An 18,346-nucleotide genomic window follows, 5' to 3' on the forward strand; every position below is an offset into this window, starting at 1 on the left:
GCCCGTGAGTCGCGCGTCAGCGGTTCGCACTTCCGCCGAACTCACGCTCCAGGGATGCGCGCTGGTTGGCGCCGAGGCCCCGCACACGGCGGGACTCGGCGATGCCCAGGCGCTCCATGATCTGCTTCGCACGGACCTTGCCCACACCGGGCAGTGATTCGAGGAGCGCCGACACCTTCATCTTTCCGATGACGTCGTCGGACTGACCCTCTTTGAGAACCTCGGCGAGCGAGGTTCCCCCGTGCTTGAGCCGATTCTTAACCTCGGCCCGCTCCTTGCGTGCCTTGGCAGCCTTCTCCAAGGCTGCGGCGCGCTGTTCGGGGGTTAGGGGCGGAAGAGCCACGCCGGGTCACCTCAGGTTTCCACTCGACGGAGTCGGACGGGTTGGGAAACTAGCGAGTTCACCGCCCATTAGGCAACGTGAAGTGCCGTTTAGCCCGCCACAAATTCATGAAAATCACTCCTTGGAGTGTCCTGAATACAGAGTGTACCCAATCGGGACCCCTCGGGTGCCCATCCCGGCGCCTTGCTGGGACTTTCGCATGATCGTGAAAATCCCCCCTTTCTGACCCCATATGCGGCACCCGGTACCGGTTTGCGGGCGGGGTCCGCACCCCCGCCGCGCCCCGGCCGGCGCTCCCGCGGAACGCCCGCGGGCCCCGCGGGCGGCCGCCTGTGAGGTCTCCCACAAATGATCCCGACCGAGTGACGCTCGTCACGCCGCGCCGTTCCGCACGTCGCGCCGCGAGGGTTACTGCCATCCTCGACAACACGCCGACCGCCAAGATCGCGCACCTCCCGGAGGGCACCGCCACCGCTCCAGCTCCCCCGCCCGCCGCCAGGGCATCGCACATGGACGCGGAACCGCCGACGGTCCGCCGGGGACGCTCCCCGGCGGGAATCGTCGCCCCGCGTGAACGAGTTCGTCGTTCGGTACGTATCGCAATGCGGCGGAGTCCGTCTCCGTAATCGCATGCGGCTAAAACCACAAAGTGCGATACCGCACACCCTGAAACCCCTTAGCAATACCTGCTCAGAAAGCAGAACCCGTCACTTGTTCACCGGGGAGGCTCTCCGGATGCGCGGCCCGCTCCCGCGGGCGGCCGGGCCTGCGCACCCGGGTCCCGGCGCCGGGGGCGGCACGGTCCGCACCGCCGGCCCGCTCGCTCACGGTGCGCCGGCGGACGTCCTGCGGAGGGCGGCGGCTATCGCGGCCGCGGCGGCTCCCGGGTCGGGTGCGGCGGTGATGGGACGGCCGATGACCAGGAGGTCCGCCCCGGCGGCGAGGGCGTCCTCCGGGGTGGCCACGCGGGCCTGGTCCTGGTTGGCGGAGCCCTCGGGGCGGACGCCCGGGGTGATGAGCGTGATGCCGGGGCCGACCTCCGCGCGGACGGCCGCGGCCTCCTGCGGGGAGCAGACGAGCGCCTGGGCGCCCGCCGCCACGGCGAGGACGGCCAGCCGGCGCACGGCGTCCGGGGCGGGACCGGCGAGGCCGAGGGCGGTGAGGTCGGCCTCGCCGAGGGACGTCAGCACGGTCACCGCGGCGATCTCCGTGGCGGGGGCCGCGTCGACGGCCGCGCGGATCATCGCGGGCCCGCCGGCGGCGTGCACGGTCAGGTAGGACGGCTTGAGGCGGGCGACGGCGCGGGCGGCGCCCCGGACGGTCGCGGGGATGTCGTGCAGCTTGAGGTCCAGGAAGACCTGGACGCGGCTGGCGCCCCGGACGCTGGCGACGACGTCCGGCCCGTAGCGCAGGTAGAGCTCCAGGCCCACCTTGACGGTGGAGACGTGCGGCGTGACCAGGGTGGCCCAGCGGGCGGCCGTCTCCAGGTCGGGCGCGTCCAGGGCGACGGCGATGGGGGCGGTCACAGCTTCTCCTTCTCGGGCTCTTGCGGGCGCACCTGGGGCGGGACGTACCCGGCCGGCTTGTGCGCGAGGCCGACCGCGTCGGCGAGGCGCCCGATGCGGCGGGCGGCGATGGCGTCCTCCAACTCGCGCAGGACCCGGGGCCCGGCGGAGGGGTCGTGGAAGACCGCGGTGCCGACGGCGACGGCGGAGGCTCCGGCGAGGATGAACTCCAGTGCGTCGAGGCCGGTGGCGATGCCGCCGACGCCGATGATGGGCGTGGTCGGCAGCGCGGCGTGCACCTGGTAGACGCAGCGGATCGCGATCGGGCGGACGGCCGGTCCGGACAGGCCGCCCGACACGCCGGTGAGGGCGGGCCGCAGCGTCTTCGGGTCGATCGCCATGCCCTCCAGGGTGTTGATGAGGGTGAGGCCGTCGGCGCCCGCGTCGACGCAGGCCAGGGCTATGGTGACGATGTCGGTGACGTCGGGGGCGAGCTTCGCGAAGACGGGCACGCCGGGCCGGGCGTGGTCGCGGACGGCCCGGACGACGGACGCGGCGGCGGCCGGGTGCCAGGCGAACACGCGGCCGCGGTCCTCGGCGTTCGGGCAGGCGACGTTGACCTCGATGGCGGCGACGCCCGGGACGTTGCGGAGGCGGCGCCCGAGGTCGGCGTACTCCTCGACGCTGTTGCCGGCGACGGAGACGACCGTGCGGACGTCCTGCTCCATGAGCCAGGGAAGGTCACGTTCCAGGAACGTCTCGATTCCGGGCCCGGGGAGGCCCATCGCGGTGAGGAGGCCGCTGGGCGTTTCGGTGACCCGGGGTGTGGGACGTCCCGCGCGCGCTTGGGACATCACAGACGGGGTGACGAAGGCGCCCAGGCGGGTGAGGTCGAAGAACTGGGCGAGCTCCCGTCCCGTCCCACCGCACCCTGAGGCCGTCATGACGGGGTTGGGCAGCTCCAGGGGCCCGAGTGAGGTCCTGACCCGGTCGCTCATCGAGGACCCCTTTCGGAGACGCTCAGGACGCGCGGCGCGCCGAGCGCGTCGAACGGGATGGTTCCGAGGTCGCCCCACCGGACGCGGTCGCCGCGCAGGACGGGCCCGTCCGCGCAGGCGCGGACCATGCGGGTCACGCCGTCGTCGCCGTGCACGGGCAGCATGCACGTCATGCAGACGCCGATGCCGCAGGCGCCCGTCCGCTGGAGGAACTCCTCGACCGACACCTGGGAGGGCAGGCCGAAGTCGCCGGCGACCTGCGTGACCGAGCGCAGCAGCTCGGTGGGGCCGCAGCCGTAGACGACGTCGGCGCCGGTCTCCTCGATGACGCGCGGCAGGACGTCGCGGACGGTGCCGGTCTCCCCCATCGACCCGTCCTCGGTGGCGACGGTGGAGCTGTCGCCGATGCGCTGCGCCATGCGGGAACCGAACACCTGCCGGGCGGACGGCCCGCCGAGCACGAAATGCACCTGGCAGCCGCGGCGCAGCAGCGCGTCGGCGAGGGCGAACACGGCGGCGGCGCCGGGCCCGCCGCCGACGAGCAGGCAGCTCACCGGGTCGCGGGGCAGCCGGAACGGGCGCCCGAGCGGCCCGACGATGTCGACCTGGTCGCGGGAGCGGCGCCCGGCGAGCCAGGCGGTGCCGGGCTCGGTGTCGGCGAACACCAGCTCGACGGTGCCGCCGTAGTCGGACTTGACCTCGTGCACCCCGAAGCAGCGGCGGATCAGCCGGGACGTGTGCTCGCCGCCGACGGCGAGGGCCAGGAACTGGCCCGGCCGGAACCGCTCGGCGATGGCCGGGGCCACCAGCGTCAGCGCGTGGTAGTCCTGCACCTGGCGGACCGTCAGAACCGTCCCCGACGTCTGCACCGGTGTGTCGGACACCCGTCTCCCTCTCCTCGTCGCGTGGGCCGGCCGGCGGGGCGCGGCACGTCCCGCCCGGCCCCGCCCGCGCCGGCTCCTGTCACCCGGACGCCATTACCCGGACGCCATACTGCCGTCACCGTCCGGGGCCGGCCCGCCGACGCGCCCACGGGACCCGCCGAGCCGCTCGGCGTGCTCCTGGAGGGAGCGGACGCCGACCTGGCCTCCGGCGACGGCCTCGATGCCCTGCACCGCCGCCGCGAGCCCCTGCACGGTCGTCACGCACGGTACGCCCCGCAGCACCGCCGCGGTGCGGATCTCGTAACCGTCGAGCCGCGGCCCGGACTGGCCGGGGCTGCCGAAGGGAGTGTTGACGATGAGGTCGACCTCGCCGTCCAGGACGCGCCGCACGATCGTGGGCTCGCCGGACGGTCCCGGACCCTCGCTGTGCTTGCGCACGATCTTGGCACGCACGCCGTTGCGGCGCAGGACCCCGGCGGTCCCCTCCGTGGCAAGAATCTCAAAGCCCAGGTCAGCGAGTCGCTTGACGGGGAACACCATGTGCCGTTTGTCGCGGTTCGCCACCGACACGAAGGCGCGGCCCTTGGTCGGCAGCGAGCCGTAGGCGGCCTGCTGCGACTTGGCGAAGGCGGTGCCGAACACCTCGTCGATGCCCATGACCTCGCCGGTCGACCGCATCTCGGGACCGAGGACGGTGTCGACGCCCTGGCCGCGCTCGTTGCGGAACCGGTCGAACGGCAGCACGGCCTCCTTCACCGCGATCGGCGCGTCCAGCGGCAGGGACCCGCCGTCGCCCGTCTCCGGGAGCATCCCCTCGGCGCGCAGCCCCGCGATGGACTCGCCCATCATGACGCGGGCCGCGGCCTTGGCGAGCGGCACGGCCGTCGCCTTGGACACGAAGGGGACGGTGCGGGACGCGCGCGGGTTGGCCTCCAGGACGTACAGGACGCCCGCGGACAGCGCGTACTGCACGTTCATGAGCCCGCGCACACCGATGCCGCGTGCGAGCGCCTCCGTCGACTCCCGGATGCGGCGGATGTCGTCGTGCCCGAGCGTGATGGGCGGCAACGCGCAGGCCGAGTCGCCGGAGTGGATGCCGGCCTCCTCGATGTGCTCCATGACACCGCCGAGGTAGAGCTCCTCGCCGTCGAACAGGGCGTCCACGTCGATCTCGATGGCCTCGTCCAAAAAGCGGTCGACCAGGACGGGGTGTTCGGGGCTCGCTTCGGTGGCGCGGGCCATGTACGACTCAAGCGTGGCGTCGTCGTACACGATCTCCATGCCGCGCCCACCGAGGACGTACGAGGGACGCACGAGAACGGGGTAACCGATCTCGCCGGCGATTTCGAGGGCCTCCCGGTAGGACGTGGCCGTGCCGTGCTTGGGCGCGAGCAGCCCCGCCCCGTGCAGGACGCGCCCGAACGCGCCGCGCTCTTCCGCGAGGTGGATGCTCTCGGGCGAGGTGCCCACGATGGGGACACCGGCGTCCTTGAGCTTCTGGGCGAGCCCCAGGGGCGTCTGCCCGCCGAGCTGGACGATGACGCCCGCGACCTCACCGGTCTGCTGTTCGGCGTAGACGACCTCTAGGACGTCCTCCAGGGTGAGGGGCTCGAAGTAGAGCCGGTCGGAGGTGTCGTAGTCGGTGGAGACCGTCTCGGGGTTGCAGTTGACCATCACGGTCTCGTAGCCCGCCTCGGCCAGCGTGAACGACGCGTGCACGCACGAGTAGTCGAACTCGACGCCCTGGCCGATGCGGTTGGGGCCGCTGCCGAGGATGAGCACCTTGGGCTTGGAGCCCGGCGGCACTTCGGTCTCCTCGTCGTAGGCCGAGTAGAGGTAGGGGGTCTGGGCCTCGAACTCGGCCGCGCAGGTGTCCACGGTGAGGTAGACGGGGCGGACGCCCAGGGCGTGGCGCAGTTCCCGGACGACGTCCTCGGAGAGGTTCCGCAGCTCGCCGATCTGCGCGTCGGAGAACCCGTGCCGCTTGGCGCGGATCAGCTTCTCCCTGGTGAGCGCGTCGTCGGCGGTGCGGATCTCCTCGGCGATCTCGTTGACGGCCGCGATCTGGTCGAGGAACCAGGGGTCGATGCCGGTCGCCTCGTAGAGGTCCTCGACGCTCGCGCCCGCCCAGAGCGCGCGCTGGACGTCCTTGAGGCGTCCGTCATGGGGGCGCCGGGCGGACTCGACCAGCGCGGCGGCGTCGGGCTCGCCCGCCCAGCTGAACGACGAGCCCTTCTGTTCGAGGGACCGCAGTGCCTTCTGCAGGGCCTCGGTGAAGCAGCGCCCGATGGCCATGGCCTCGCCCACGGACTTCATGTGCGTGGTGAGGGTGCCGTCCGCGCCGGGGAACTTCTCGAACGCGAACCGGGGCACCTTGACCACGACGTAGTCGAGCGTGGGCTCGAACGACGCCGGCGTCTCCCGGGTGATGTCGTTCGGGATCTCGTCCAGCGTGTAGCCGATCGCCAGCTTCGCCGCGATCTTGGCGATCGGGAAGCCGGTGGCCTTGGACGCCAGCGCCGACGACCGCGACACCCGCGGGTTCATCTCGATGACGATCATCCGGCCGGTGCCGGGGTGCACGGCGAACTGGATGTTGCAGCCGCCGGTGTCGACGCCGACCTCGCGGATCACCGCGATCGCGACGTCCCGCATGTTCTGGTACTCGCGGTCGGTCAGCGTCAGCGCGGGCGCGACCGTGATCGAGTCGCCGGTGTGCACGCCCATCGGGTCGAGGTTCTCGATCGAGCACACGATCACCACGTTGTCGTGGCGGTCGCGCATGACCTCCAGCTCGTACTCCTTCCAGCCGAGGATCGACTCCTCCAGGAGCACCTCGGTGGTCGGGGACGCGTCGAGGCCGGTGCCGGCGATGCGGCGCAGGTCGTCCTCGTCGTGCGCGAACCCCGATCCGGCGCCGCCCATCGTGAACGAGGGCCGCACGACGAGCGGGTACCCCAGCTCGCCGGCCGCGGCGAGGCAGTCGTCCATCGAGTGGCAGATCCGCGACCGGGCGGACTCGGCGTTCAGGCCCCGCTCCCGCGCGACCTTGGCGACGACGTCCTTGAACTTCTCCCGGTTCTCCCCCGCCTGGATCGCCGCCACGTCGGCGCCGATCAGCTCGACCCCGTACTTGGCGAGGACGCCGCCCTCGTACAGCGCGATCGCGGTGTTCAGGGCCGTCTGGCCGCCGAGCGTGGGCAGCAGCGCGTCCGGGCGCTCCTTCGCGATGATCTTCTCGACGACCTCGGGGGTGATCGGCTCGACGTAGGTCGCGTCGGCGAACTCGGGGTCGGTCATGATCGTGGCCGGGTTGCTGTTGACCAGCGTCACCCGCAGGCCCTCGGCCTTGAGCACCCGGCACGCCTGGGTGCCGGAGTAGTCGAACTCGCACGCCTGGCCGATGACGATCGGCCCGGAGCCGATGACCAGGACGGACTTCAGGTCGTCCCTGCGCGGCATTACTTCGACCCTCCCATCAGCTCGCAGAAACGGTCGAAGAGGCCGGAGGCGTCGTGCGGGCCGGCCGCCGCCTCCGGGTGGTACTGCACGCTGAACGCCGGACGCTCCAGAAGTCTCAGCCCCTCCACACAGCCGTCGTTGAGGTTGACGTGGGTCACCTCGGCGGGGCCGTAGGGGGTGTCGAACGGGCCGTCCTTGGGGGCGTCCACCGCGAAGCCGTGGTTGTGGGCGGAGATGTGGACCCTGCCGGTGGCGCGGTCCTGGACGGGCTGGTTGACGCCCCGGTGACCGAACCGCAGCTTGTACGTCCCCAGCCCGAGCGCACGGCCGAATATCTGGTTGCCGAAGCAGATGCCGAAGAACGGGGTTCCGGCGTCCAGGACGCCTTTCAGCGCGTCCACGGCGTAGTGGGCGGCGGCGGGGTCGCCAGGACCGTTGGAGAAGAACACGCCGTCCGGTTCGAGGGCGAGGATCTCCTCGGTGGTGCTGGCCGCCGGGAGGATGTGCACCTCGCAGCCGCGGACGGCCAGTTGGTGCGGCGTCATGGCCTTGATGCCCAGGTCGACCGCCGCGACCGTGAAGCGCTTCTGGCCCTGGGCGGGTACGACGTACGGTTCGGTGGTCGACACGTCCCGCGCGAGGTCGGCGCCCTCCATCGAGGGGCTCTGCCGCACCCGCTCCAGCAGCGCCTCCACGCCCCGCTCGGCCGCCGTCCCGCTGAAGACGCCCGCGCGCATCGCGCCCCTGTCACGCAGATGCCGCGTCAGGGCCCGGGTGCCGGGGATGGCGATGCCCACCACGCCCTGCTCCCGCAGCGCGGACCCCAGGGACCCGGTGGCGCGCCAGTTGGACGCCACGCGGGCGGGCTCACGCACGACGTAGCCCGCGACCTGGATCCGTCCTGACTCGGGGTCCTCGCCGTTGATTCCGGTGTTGCCTATGTGGGGGGACGTCATGGCCACGATCTGGCGCGCGTACGACGGGTCGGTGAGCGTCTCCTGGTAACCGGTCATCCCGGTGTTGAAGACCATCTCGCCGAAGGTCTCGCCCTCGGCGCCGTACGCCGCCCCGTGGAACACCCTGCCGTCTTCCAGAACCAGCAGAGCAGGGGTCATTGGAGCTTCCCTTCCAGGACGGTCGGCTTTCCGCGCAGGAACGTGGCGACGACCCGTCCCGGCAGTTCCAGCCCCGCGAACGGGGTGTTGCGGCTCTTGGACGTCATGGCCGACGGGTCGACGGTGCCGCGGGGCGACGGGTCGTACAGCGTGATGTTGGCGGGCGAACCCGTCTCCAGCGGGCGGCCCTGCCCGGACAGGCGGCCGATGCGGGCGGGCGCGGCGGACATGCGGTCGGCGACCCCGGCCCAGTCGAGCAGCCCGGTCTCGACCATGGCCTCCTGGACGACCGGCAGCGCCGTCTCCAGGCCGATCATGCCCATCGCCGCCACCGCCCACTCGGTCTCCTTGGCCTCGACGGGATGCGGGGCGTGGTCGGTGGCCACGCAGTCGATCGTCCCGTCCGCGAGGGCGTGCCGCAGGGCGGTGACGTCGTCGGCGGTGCGCAGCGGCGGGTTCACCTTGAAGATCGGGTCGTAGGTTCCGGCGCGGGCGTCGTTCAGCAGCAGGTGGTGCGGGGTGACCTCGGCGGTCACCGGGCAGCCCTTGCTCTTGGCCCAGCGGAGGATCTCCACCGAGCCCGCCGTGGACACGTGGCACACGTGCAGCCGCGATCCGACGTGCTGGGCGAGGAGCACGTCCCGGGCGATGATCGCCTCCTCGGCGACCGCGGGCCAGCCGCGCAGCCCGAGCGCGGCGGACATCTCGCCCTCGTTCAGCTGCGCGCCCTCGGTGAGGCGCGGCTCCTGCGCGTGCTGGGCGACGACGCCGCCGAACGCCTTCACGTACTCCAGGGCCCTGCGCATGATGACCGCGTCGGACACGCAGTGCCCGTCGTCGGAGAACACCCGGACCCGGGCGGCGGAGTCGGCCATCGCGCCCAGCTCCGCGAGCTGCTCGCCGGCGATGCCCCGCGTGACCGCCCCCACGGGATGGACGTCGCAGTACCCGGCCTCGCGCCCCAGGCGCCACACCTGCTCCACCACGCCCGCGGTGTCGGCGACGGGCTCGGTGTTGGCCATCGCGTGGACGGCGGTGTACCCGCCCACCGCGGCGGCCTTCGTCCCGGACTCGACGGTCTCGGCGTCCTCGCGGCCCGGCTCGCGCAGGTGCGTGTGCAGGTCCACGAGACCGGGCAGCGCGACGAGCCCCTCGGCGTCGACGACCTGCGCCCCGGCGGCGTCCAGCCCGGACCCCACCTCCGCGATCACACCGTCGCGCACCAGGATGTCGGCGATTTCCCCGCCGAGCACCCGAACTCCTTTGATCACGTACGTCACAGTGTTCCCCCGCTCGCCTCCGGGCGCTCTTCGGCGCCGCCTTCCCTCGTCGCTCGTCCCTCGCTCCTCAGCCCAGGCGGCGCCGCGCCCTCCGGCTCGCTCACTGGGTGACCTCCTGGCCGATGGCGGGCTCGGAGCCGCCGAGCAGTAGGTAGAGGACGGCCATGCGGGCGCTGACGCCGTTGGCGACCTGGTCGACGATGGTGGAGCGGACCGAGTCGGCGACCTCGGCGGCGATCTCGACGCCGCGGTTCATCGGCCCGGGGTGCATGACGATGGCGTGGTCGGGCAGCTGGGCCATGCGCTCGGTGGTCAGCCCGTAGCGGCGGCTGTACTCCCGGACGGTCGGGAAGTAGGCGGCGTTCATCCGCTCCTGCTGGACGCGCAGCATCATGATGACGTCGCTCTTGGCGAGGACGCCGTCCAGGTCGTAGGAGACCGAGCACGGCCAGGTGTCGATCGCGACCGGCAGCAGCGTCGGCGGCGCCACCACGGTGACGTCGGCGCCGAGGGTGTCGAGCAGCAGGACGTTGGATCGTGCCACGCGGCTGTGCAGGACGTCGCCGACGATCGTGACCCTGCGGCCGTCCAGCTCACCGAGGCGGCGGCGCATCGTGAACGCGTCCAGCAGGGCCTGCGTCGGGTGCTCGTGCGTCCCGTCGCCGGCGTTGATCACGCTGCCCCGCACCCAGCCCGCCAGCCGGTGCGGCGCCCCGGAGGCGCCGTGCCGGATGACGACGCCGTCCGCGCCCATCGCCTCCAGGGTGAGGGCGGTGTCCTTCAGGCTCTCGCCCTTGGACACACTCGACCCCTTCGCGGAGAAGTTGATGACGTCCGCCGACAGCCGCTTGGCGGCCGCCTCGAAGGAGATGCGGGTGCGGGTGGAGTCCTCGAAGAAGAGGTTGACGACCGTCCGGCCCCGCAGCGTCGGGAGCTTCTTGATCGAGCGGCCGGCGATCTGGGCGAGCTCCTCGGCGGTGTCGAGGACGAGCAGCGCGTCGTCGCGGCTCAGGTCGGCGGCGGAGATCAGATGGCGGTTCATTCGGCGCCCTCCGCGGTGCGGGGCGGGACGGGCCCCAGCAGGACCGCGTCGTGCCCGTCGTTCTCGTCCAGCAGGACCTTCACGGTCTCGCGCATCGAGGTGGGCAGGTTCTTGCCCACGTAGTCGGCGCGGATCGGCAGCTCCCGGTGCCCGCGGTCGACCAGCACGGCCAGCTGGACCGCGCGGGGCCGCCCGAGGTCGTTGAGGGCGTCCAGCGCGGCGCGCACCGTGCGGCCGGAGAACAGCACGTCGTCGACCAGGACGACGACCCGGTCGTCGATCCCGTCGGAGGGCAGGTCGGTGCGGCCCAGGGCGCGGGCGGGCCGCATCCGCAGGTCGTCCCGGTACATCGTCACGTCGAGCGAGCCCCAGGGCACCGGGCGTCCCTCGACCTCGCGCAGCGCGCCCGCCAGCCGCTCGGCCAGTGTCACGCCGCGGGTCTGGATGCCGAGCAGCAGGACGTCGTGACCGCCCTTGGTGCGCTCGAGGATCTCGTGTGCGATCCGGGTCAGCGCGCGTCTGATGTCCGGCCCCTCCAGCACGGCCTTTTGCCGAGGGTCACCGTCCGCCACACGCGCCCCGGCAGGCCGTTCCGGCCTGGAGGCAGCATTCACCACCGGAACCTCCTTTCCCGCCTCACTGGACGGGCCTTAAAGGACGTCTTGTCGTCCACACGGTAGCAGCAGGCCCGGACCGGCCCGGCACCCGGACCGCTCCACGTCTTCGCAGGTGAGAGGGGTCACATTGGATGCGCCGCCAGACGGTCGGCCGGTCCCGCGTCCGGCCGGTCCCGCCCGTGCCCGCGCGGCTTGCGGACGATCCGGACCGTCCGCATCTTCTGCGGCGGATTCGCCCGCTTTTTTCCAATCAGCTTGACCTAGGGCCTTCTCCGTTTTACCGTCACTGTCCGTAACCATCCCTGGGGACAGGCTCCTGTGACGCGAAAGCGCACCAAATCTGTCCCCCTCCGGCAACCGCCGGGGTCCGACGACGACGAAAGTGAGCCTGGGGGCCGCACAATGCCGTCTGAATACGCTAAGGCTCTCGGCGCGCGCCTGCGCGCCATCCGCACCCAGCAGGGCCTGTCCCTGCACGGTGTGGAGGAGAAGTCACGCGGCCGCTGGAAGGCCGTCGTCGTGGGTTCGTACGAGCGGGGCGACCGCGCCGTCACCGTTCAGAAGCTGGCCGAGCTCGCCGATTTCTACGGCGTGCCGGTATCCGAGTTGCTGCCCGGCGGAGCCGCGCCGAGCCCGCTCGGGCCTACACCCAAGCTCGTGATCGATCTAGAGCGGTTGCAGCAGCTTCCGAAGGACAAGGCCGGTCCTCTCGCCCGATACGCCGCGACGATCCAGAGCCAGCGGGGCGACTACAACGGAAAGGTCCTGTCCATCCGCCAGGAAGACCTGCGTTCACTCGCGGTCATCTATGACAAGTCACCGACGGAGCTGACCGAAGAGCTCATCGGCTGGGGCGTCCTCGACCCGGAGGCGCGCCGCGCCGTCGAGTCGTTCTGACGAACCCCTCTCAGTGCGGACGGGGCCCGGCACCGCGCCGGGCCCCGTCCCGTGTCCCAGGGGTGTCAGCGCCGCCTGCCCGCCGCCGACGGCGCCCCCGGCATGGGCACCGGTTCGAGGGCCCGCACGCCGCCCCCTCGGTGGCGTCCCCGGCGCGGGATGAGGAGGGCCAGCGGAATGACCACGACCATGACGGCGGCGCTCATCGCGAAGCCCGCGGTGTAGCCGCCCTCACCGGGGACCATGACGAGGATGACCGCGCTGATCTGCGGCCCGAGGGAGGCGCCGACCGTCCGGATGAGGGTGTTGACGCCGGTGGCCACGCCCGTCTCGCTCGCGGGGACGGCGGCGACGACGAGGTTCGCGACGGCGGCGTAGGCGAAGCCCAGGCCGATGCCGCGGACCACACTGCCGGCGTAGAGCTGCCATATGGTGTCGTGCTGGAACGCCACGTAGGCGTAGCCGGCGCCCGTCATCAGGGCGCCCGCGAACAGGACCATGCGGGACCCGATCCGCCGGTCCAGCAGGCCGGCCGTCAGCCCGGCGACCGTCATGCCGATGCTCGCGGGCAGCTGCAGGAGCGCCGCCTGGGTCGCCGTCCCGCCGAAACCGTGGCCGGTGTCCTCCGGGAGCTGGACGAGCAGCGGGAACAGGAGCCCTCCCGCCATCAGCGAGTAGCCCGCCAGCAGGGACGCCGCGTTCGCCGTCCAGACGCCGCGTATCCGCATCAGCCTCAGGTCGATCAGCGGTTCGCGGACGCGGCCCTCCACCCGCAGCCAGGCGCCGGCGGTCACCAGCGACAGGGCGAGCAGGCCGAGGACGCCCGGGGACGTCCAGCCCCAGTCCGTGCCCTGGCCGACGGCCGTCAGCGCGGCCACCAGCCAGGCCGCGAACAGGACGGCGCCCCACCAGTCGACGCGGGCGCTCGCCCGGCGCTCCGGGTGTGGAACGATCCACCACGCGAGGACCAGGCCGGGCACCAGGCCGGCCACCGGCACCCAGAGCAGCCACCGCCACCCCAGCAGGTCGATGATCGGCCCGGCGATGCACCAGGAGACGGCCCCGCCGAGCCCCAGCATGGACGACATGAGCCCGACGGCGGAGGCCCTCCTGGCGGGCGGGATGACGTCCCTGATGATCGTGTAGGCGAGCGGGAAGACGCCGCTGCCGATGCCGCTCAGGGCCCGCCCGACCAGCATGGCCGGCACCGTCCACGCGAGGGCGGCGACCACCGTCCCGGCAGTGGCGATCGCGAGGACGGCCAGCAGGACGCGGCGCGGGCCGTACAGGTCCCCCAGGCGGCCGATCACCGGCGTGGCCACGGCCGCGGAGAGGGTCATCGCGGTGAGCGCCCACGCGGCGCCCGTGGGCGTCGTGTCCAGCCCCTCCTGGATCTGCGGGAGCGCGGGCGTCACGACGGCCATGGACAGCGAGTAGGCCATCACGCCGAGGAACGCCAGCAGGGGCACCAGCCCCCGCACCTCGCGCGCCGCCACCGAGCCCCTCCTCTTAGTTCGCCTGCCTAACAATGTCACAGGGCGGCGAAAATCCAGCAAGCGGGTCGAGTTGGCGGAAGCCGGTCAGCGGCTCCGGATCAGGCTTCTCCGGCGACGCGGCGGGCGCGGAGGGCGTCCGCCTCCTCCGGCGGCAGGGACAGGACGTCCCGGAGGACCTCGCCGGTGTCCTGGCCGAGGTCCGGGGCCGGAGCGGGCGGCAGGGCCGTTTCGCCGAGGCGGAGCGGAGAGCCCGGGGCGAGGTGCGCGCCGATGCCGGGCTGGTCCAGTTCGGCCATCAGGGGTTCGGTGTCCAGGTCCGCGGCGACCTCCGTGAAGTCGCGGTAGCGGGACCACAGGACGGACGTGCCCTTCAGCGCGTCCTCCACCTCCGCGCAGGTGCGGGACGCGAACCAGGGGGCGAGGACGCCGGCGAGCGTCTCGCGGTGGGCGTACCGGTCCCCGGCTCCGCGGAAGTCGGCGCCGAGGGCGCGTTCCAGGGCGGCGGCCACCTCGCCGAACCCGGTGGCGTCCACGAGGTCGCGCCAGTGGCGGGCGGTGAGGGCGACGACCATGACGCGTCCGTCGGCGGTGGCGAAGTCGCGGCCGAAGTCGCCGAACAGGCCGTTGCCGAGCCGGGGGCGCACTCCGCCGAGCTGTGCCTCGGCGAGGTAGCCGAGGTTCCCCGCCGTGGCGAGGGCGACGTCCTGCAGCGCGACGCGGACGCGCTGCCCCTCGCCCGTGCGCAGGCGGTGCCGCTCGGCCGCCAGCAGCCCGACGGCCAGGTAGAGGCCGCACGCGACGTCCCAGGCCGGGAGCACGTGGTTGACCGGGGTGCTCTGGTCGGCCGGGCCCGTGATGAAGGGGAAGCCGAGGGAGGCGTTCACCGTGTAGTCGACGGCGTTGCCTCCGTCCCGGCGGCCCTGGAGCTGGACGTGGATCAGGTCGGGACGCCTCTCCCGCAGCGCCTCGTAGGTGAGTCCCTCGCGCGGCGGCGCGTTGGTCAGGACGACGCCGCTCCCGGCGACGAGGTCCGCGACCAGTTCGCGGCCTTCGGGAGAGCGTAGGTCGACCGTGACGGAGCGCTTGCCCTTGTTCAGCCCGGCCCAGTACAGGCTCCGGCCGGACGGGGCGAGCGGGCGGCGGTCGATGTCGGGGCCGCCGCCGATCTGGTCCACGCGGATCACGTCCGCGCCGAGCTGCGCGAGGGTCATCCCGCCCAGCGGCACGGCGACGAAGCTGGACAGCTCGACCACCCGCATCCCGGCGAGCGGAAGCGCCCCCGGGCCCGCGTCGCTGCCGGCCTTCTGCGGGGGGACGACCCCCCACACCCCCCGGGGCGCTTCGCTGCCGGCCTTCTGTGGGGGGACGACCCCCCACACCCCCCGGGGCGCTTCGCTCATTTGGCGATCTCGATGAGGGACCGCGCCCCCTGCCCGGCCCGCATCCGGTCGAACGCCTCGGCGACACCGTCGAGGCCGATGCGGTGGGTGACCAGGGTGGACAGGTCGAGCCGCCCGGCCTCCATCTCCTCGACGAGCAGCGGGACGTCCCGGTCCGGGTCGGACGAACCATAGACCGAGCTGGTCAGGATCCGGTTGAAGTGGAACAGCTCCAAGGCGTTGAAACTCGCCGCGTCGTCGCGGGCTCCGACGCCCACGACCGTGCACCGCCCGCCGCGGCGCACCGACTGCCACGCCGTCCGGATCAGGTCGGCCTTGCCCACGCACTCGAAGGCGTGGTCGGCTCCGCGTCCGTCCGTCAGGGCACGGACCTGCTTGGCCAGCTTGGGGTCCGCTTCGAGGTAGTGGGTCGCGCCCGCCGTCCTCGCCAGTTCCTCCTTCTCGGTGCCGCGGTCCACGGCGATGACGGTCCCGGCGCCGGCGAGGCGGGCTCCCATGACGGTCGACAGGCCGATGCCGCCGAGACCGATGACGAGCACCGACTGCCCCTCGCGGACTTGCGCGGTGTTGCGCACGGCGCCGATCCCCGTCAGCACGGCACACCCGAGCAGCGCCCCAAGGTCGAGTGGAGCGGACGCAGGCAGCGGCACCACCGAGCGCTCCGGCGCGACGAGCTCCTCGGCGAACCCGCCGACGCCCATGCACGCGTAGAGCTCGCCGCCGTCCAGGGTCGCACCGGACGGGGGGCTCACGGCACCCTCCACCGCGCTGCACAGCCACGGCTCGCCCTGCCCGCAGAACCAGCACTCGCCGCAGGCCGCGGCCCAGTTCAGCACGACGTGGTCGCCGGGCCGCACCTTCGTCACGTCCGCGCCCACCTCGGCGACCGTGCCCGCGGCCTCGTGCCCGAGGACGAGCGGGAACCGCGGCGCCAGCGTCCCGTTGATCATCGACAGGTCGGAGTGGCACACCCCCGCCGCCGCCACCCGGACCCTGACGTCCCCGGGGCCGACCGGGGGCAGTTCGATGTCGCGGACCTGCGGCGGGACGTCCGGCCCGGTCGCGACGACGGCCTTGACCATGCGGTTCTCCTCGGCTGGGGGTCAGAGCTGGATTGCCTTGAGCTCGGTGAACTCTTCGAGGCCGAAGCGGCCCATCTCGCGTCCGATACCGGACTGCTTGTAGCCGCCGAACGGCGCCATCGGGTTGAACGCGCCGCCGTTGACGTCGATGGACCCGGTCCTCACCTGGCGGGCGAACGCGATGGCCCGGTCCTGGTCGGCCGCCCACACACCCCCCGCGAGCCCGTAGCGGGAGTTGTTCGCGATCTGGAGCGCCTCGTCCTCGTCCCGGAACGGGATGACGGACAGCACCGGACCGAAGATCTCCTCCTGCGCGACGGTCGCGTCCTGGTCGACGTCGGCGAGCACGGTCGCCGCGATGAAGTGGCCGCGGTCGAGACCGGCCGGAGTGGCCGTTCCGCCGGTGACGACACGCGCCCCCTCGCAGACGCCGGTGTCGATGAAGCCCCGCACCCGGTCGAGCTGTGCCTTGGACACCAGCGGGCCCAGCTTGGTGGACGGGTCCATCGGGTCCCCCGGCGTGAAGCCCTCCGCGAAGCCCTTGGCGAGGTCGAGGGCCTGCTCGTAGTGGTCCTGGTGGACGAGCATCCGCGTCCAGGCCGTGCAGGTCTGGCCGCCGTTGAGGAAGGCGTTGGAGACACCGACCTTCACCGCGGTCTTGACGTCGGCGTCGTCCAGGACGACGTTCGCGGACTTGCCGCCCAGCTCCAGCGACACCTTCTTGACCGTGCCCGCGGCCAGCTCGGCGACCCGGGAACCCGCCCGCACCGACCCGGTGAACGACACCATGTCGACCTCGGGGTGGGTGACGAGGGCCTCGCCGACGACCGGGCCGTATCCGGGGACGAGGTTGACGACGCCCGCGGGCAGCCCGGCCTCGTGGACGGCGTCCATCAGCTCGTAGGCGACCAGCGGCGCGACCTCGCTCGGCTTGATCACGATCGTGCAGCCGGCCGCGAGCGCGGGAGCGAGCTTGCAGGTGATCTGGTGCAGCGGGTAGTTCCACGGCGTGATCGCGGCGACGACGCCGGCGGGCTCGCGGACGACCAGCGAGTTGCCGACGCGCTCGTCCGGCAGCCCCCCGGCGATCAGCTCGGCGTATCCGGCGACGACCGCCTGCGGCAGCCCCGCCTGGATGCGGGTCGCGATGCGCATCGGCGTGCCGACCTCGCTCGCGATCGTCCGCGCGATGGCCTCCTCGCGGCCGGCCAGCGCGCCGTGGAGGCGGCGCAGGAACTCCGAACGCTCCTGCCACGACGTCGCGGACCAGGCGGGGAACGCGGCGCGGGCGGCCCGGACGGCCCGGTCGACGTCCTCGGCGGTCCCCTCGGGCACGGTGGCGAGGGTCTCCTCGGTGGCGGGGTTCTCGACGGCGATGACCCCGGCGCCCAGCGGGCTGGTCCACGCTCCGTCGATGTAGAGGGCGTCTCGGTCGCGCACAGCGGCTCCTCGGTTCAGGCGGATTCTATAGAATATGCCATCGCCGTGCTGCGGCGGGCGGCGCGGTCCCCCGACGATATGCTCACGTCGTTCCGGCAGACAGAGCGGGGGAGACCATGCCCGTGCTGGGGGGCAGGCACCAGCTCAGCGAGATGGTCGCCACCCACGTCCGCGAGGCCATCATGATCGGCGAGCTGCGCGCCCCGGACTACATCCGGACCGAGCACCTGGCCGCCGAGCTGGGCATCAGCGCGACCCCCGTCCGGGAGGCGCTGATGATCCTGCACAGCGAGGGCGCCGTCCGGTGGGAGCCGCGCCGCGGCTTCCGGGTGCTGCCGCTCACCGCGCGGGACGTCGCCGACCTCTTCGACGTGCAGTCCTACATCGCCGCGGAACTGGCGGCCCGCGCCGCGGAGGCGCTGGACGACACCGAGATCGACCGCCTCGGCCTGCTCCAGGCCCGCCTGGAGGACGCGGCACGCGCGCACGACGCCGAACAGGTCGACCGCCTCAACCACGAGTTCCACCGGACGATCAACCGGTCATCGGGTTCGTCCCGCATGACGTCCCTGCTCAGCCTGACCGTGCACTACGTGCCGCTCGGCTTCTTCGGCACCGTCGAAGGCTGGGCGGAGGCATCGGCCCACGACCACTCCGCCGTCCTGGCCGCCCTCCGCGCCCGCGACCCCGACGCCGCCCGCACGGCCATGACCGCCCACATCAAGAACGTGGGCCGCCTCCTCATCAACCACCTGACCGCGCAGAACGCCCTCCCGCCCCCGAAC

General features: G+C 72.6%; 15 protein-coding genes. 2 read left to right on the forward strand and 13 right to left on the reverse strand.

From position 1 onward, the window contains the following. Window positions 1-16: 16 nt before the first annotated feature. The 9 genes from mihF to pyrR all read right to left on the reverse strand — a co-directional run bounded on the left by mihF (window position 17) and on the right by pyrR (window position 11,201). Complete coding sequence (gene mihF, locus E1289_RS08450; protein ID WP_026405770.1) at window positions 17-343, reverse strand: integration host factor, actinobacterial type; 327 nt, start codon at window positions 341-343, stop codon at window positions 17-19. 824 nt (window positions 344-1,167) lie between these two features. Then, window positions 1,168-1,869: an orotidine-5'-phosphate decarboxylase gene (gene pyrF / locus E1289_RS08455; RefSeq protein ID WP_131977063.1), complete on the reverse strand. Its 702-nt coding sequence runs from the start codon at window positions 1,867-1,869 to the stop codon at window positions 1,168-1,170. Next, window positions 1,866-2,846, reverse strand: a complete 981-nt coding sequence (locus E1289_RS08460; RefSeq protein WP_131977065.1) for a dihydroorotate dehydrogenase — start codon at window positions 2,844-2,846, stop codon at window positions 1,866-1,868. Before E1289_RS08460 ends, pyrF begins: the two co-directional genes overlap by 4 nt. Continuing rightward, window positions 2,843-3,730: a dihydroorotate dehydrogenase electron transfer subunit gene (locus E1289_RS08465; RefSeq protein WP_131977067.1), complete on the reverse strand. Its 888-nt coding sequence runs from the start codon at window positions 3,728-3,730 to the stop codon at window positions 2,843-2,845. Before E1289_RS08465 ends, E1289_RS08460 begins: the two co-directional genes overlap by 4 nt. A 93-nt stretch (window positions 3,731-3,823) precedes the next feature. Continuing rightward, window positions 3,824-7,192, reverse strand: coding sequence for a carbamoyl-phosphate synthase large subunit (carB, locus tag E1289_RS08470; RefSeq protein WP_131977069.1), 3,369 nt, complete (start codon window positions 7,190-7,192; stop codon window positions 3,824-3,826). Continuing rightward, window positions 7,192-8,307 carry a glutamine-hydrolyzing carbamoyl-phosphate synthase small subunit gene (carA, locus tag E1289_RS08475; RefSeq protein ID WP_131977071.1) on the reverse strand — a complete coding sequence of 372 codons (1,116 nt, stop codon included), beginning with the start codon at window positions 8,305-8,307 and terminating at the stop codon, window positions 7,192-7,194. The genes carB and carA overlap by 1 nt, the downstream gene beginning before the upstream one ends. Further along, on the reverse strand, window positions 8,304-9,587 hold the full coding sequence (locus E1289_RS08480) for a dihydroorotase (protein ID WP_131977081.1): 1,284 nt from the start codon (window positions 9,585-9,587) through the stop codon (window positions 8,304-8,306). The genes carA and E1289_RS08480 overlap by 4 nt, the downstream gene beginning before the upstream one ends. A gap of 100 nt (window positions 9,588-9,687) precedes the next feature. Next, complete coding sequence (locus E1289_RS08485; RefSeq protein WP_131977083.1) at window positions 9,688-10,629, reverse strand: aspartate carbamoyltransferase catalytic subunit; 942 nt, start codon at window positions 10,627-10,629, stop codon at window positions 9,688-9,690. Continuing rightward, window positions 10,626-11,201, reverse strand: a complete 576-nt coding sequence (gene pyrR, locus E1289_RS08490) for a bifunctional pyr operon transcriptional regulator/uracil phosphoribosyltransferase PyrR (protein ID WP_131977103.1) — start codon at window positions 11,199-11,201, stop codon at window positions 10,626-10,628. The genes E1289_RS08485 and pyrR overlap by 4 nt, the downstream gene beginning before the upstream one ends. 447 nt (window positions 11,202-11,648) lie before the next feature. Between pyrR and E1289_RS08495 the strand changes: the two genes are divergently transcribed. Then, on the forward strand, window positions 11,649-12,143 hold the full coding sequence (locus E1289_RS08495; protein ID WP_021597992.1) for a transcriptional regulator: 495 nt from the start codon (window positions 11,649-11,651) through the stop codon (window positions 12,141-12,143). Between the two features lie 65 nt (window positions 12,144-12,208). Here the strand turns inward: E1289_RS08495 and E1289_RS08500 are convergent, their stop codons facing one another. The 4 genes from E1289_RS08500 to E1289_RS08515 form a co-directional block, all read right to left on the reverse strand. Further along, window positions 12,209-13,639 carry an MFS transporter gene (locus E1289_RS08500; protein ID WP_243712703.1) on the reverse strand — a complete coding sequence of 477 codons (1,431 nt, stop codon included), beginning with the start codon at window positions 13,637-13,639 and terminating at the stop codon, window positions 12,209-12,211. A 98-nt stretch (window positions 13,640-13,737) separates the two neighbouring features. Continuing rightward, a complete protein-coding gene (locus tag E1289_RS08505) occupies window positions 13,738-15,039 on the reverse strand; it encodes a CoA transferase (protein ID WP_243712704.1) in 1,302 nt (433 codons plus the stop codon). After that, window positions 15,036-16,121 carry a Zn-dependent alcohol dehydrogenase gene (locus E1289_RS08510; RefSeq protein ID WP_131977085.1) on the reverse strand — a complete coding sequence of 362 codons (1,086 nt, stop codon included), beginning with the start codon at window positions 16,119-16,121 and terminating at the stop codon, window positions 15,036-15,038. Before E1289_RS08510 ends, E1289_RS08505 begins: the two co-directional genes overlap by 4 nt. Before the next feature lie 21 nt (window positions 16,122-16,142). Next, window positions 16,143-17,561 (reverse strand): aldehyde dehydrogenase family protein, encoded by a 1,419-nt coding sequence (locus E1289_RS08515; protein WP_207928864.1) that lies wholly within the window; start codon window positions 17,559-17,561, stop codon window positions 16,143-16,145. A gap of 116 nt (window positions 17,562-17,677) precedes the next feature. Here E1289_RS08515 and E1289_RS08520 point away from each other — a divergent pair. Continuing rightward, window positions 17,678-18,346: GntR family transcriptional regulator (locus tag E1289_RS08520; RefSeq protein WP_131977089.1), on the forward strand; the 669-nt coding region annotated here is incomplete at its 3' end.

Origin of the sequence: Actinomadura sp. 6K520 (genome assembly GCF_004349245.1) — a bacterium.
Lineage (GTDB): Bacteria > Actinomycetota > Actinomycetes > Streptosporangiales > Streptosporangiaceae > Spirillospora.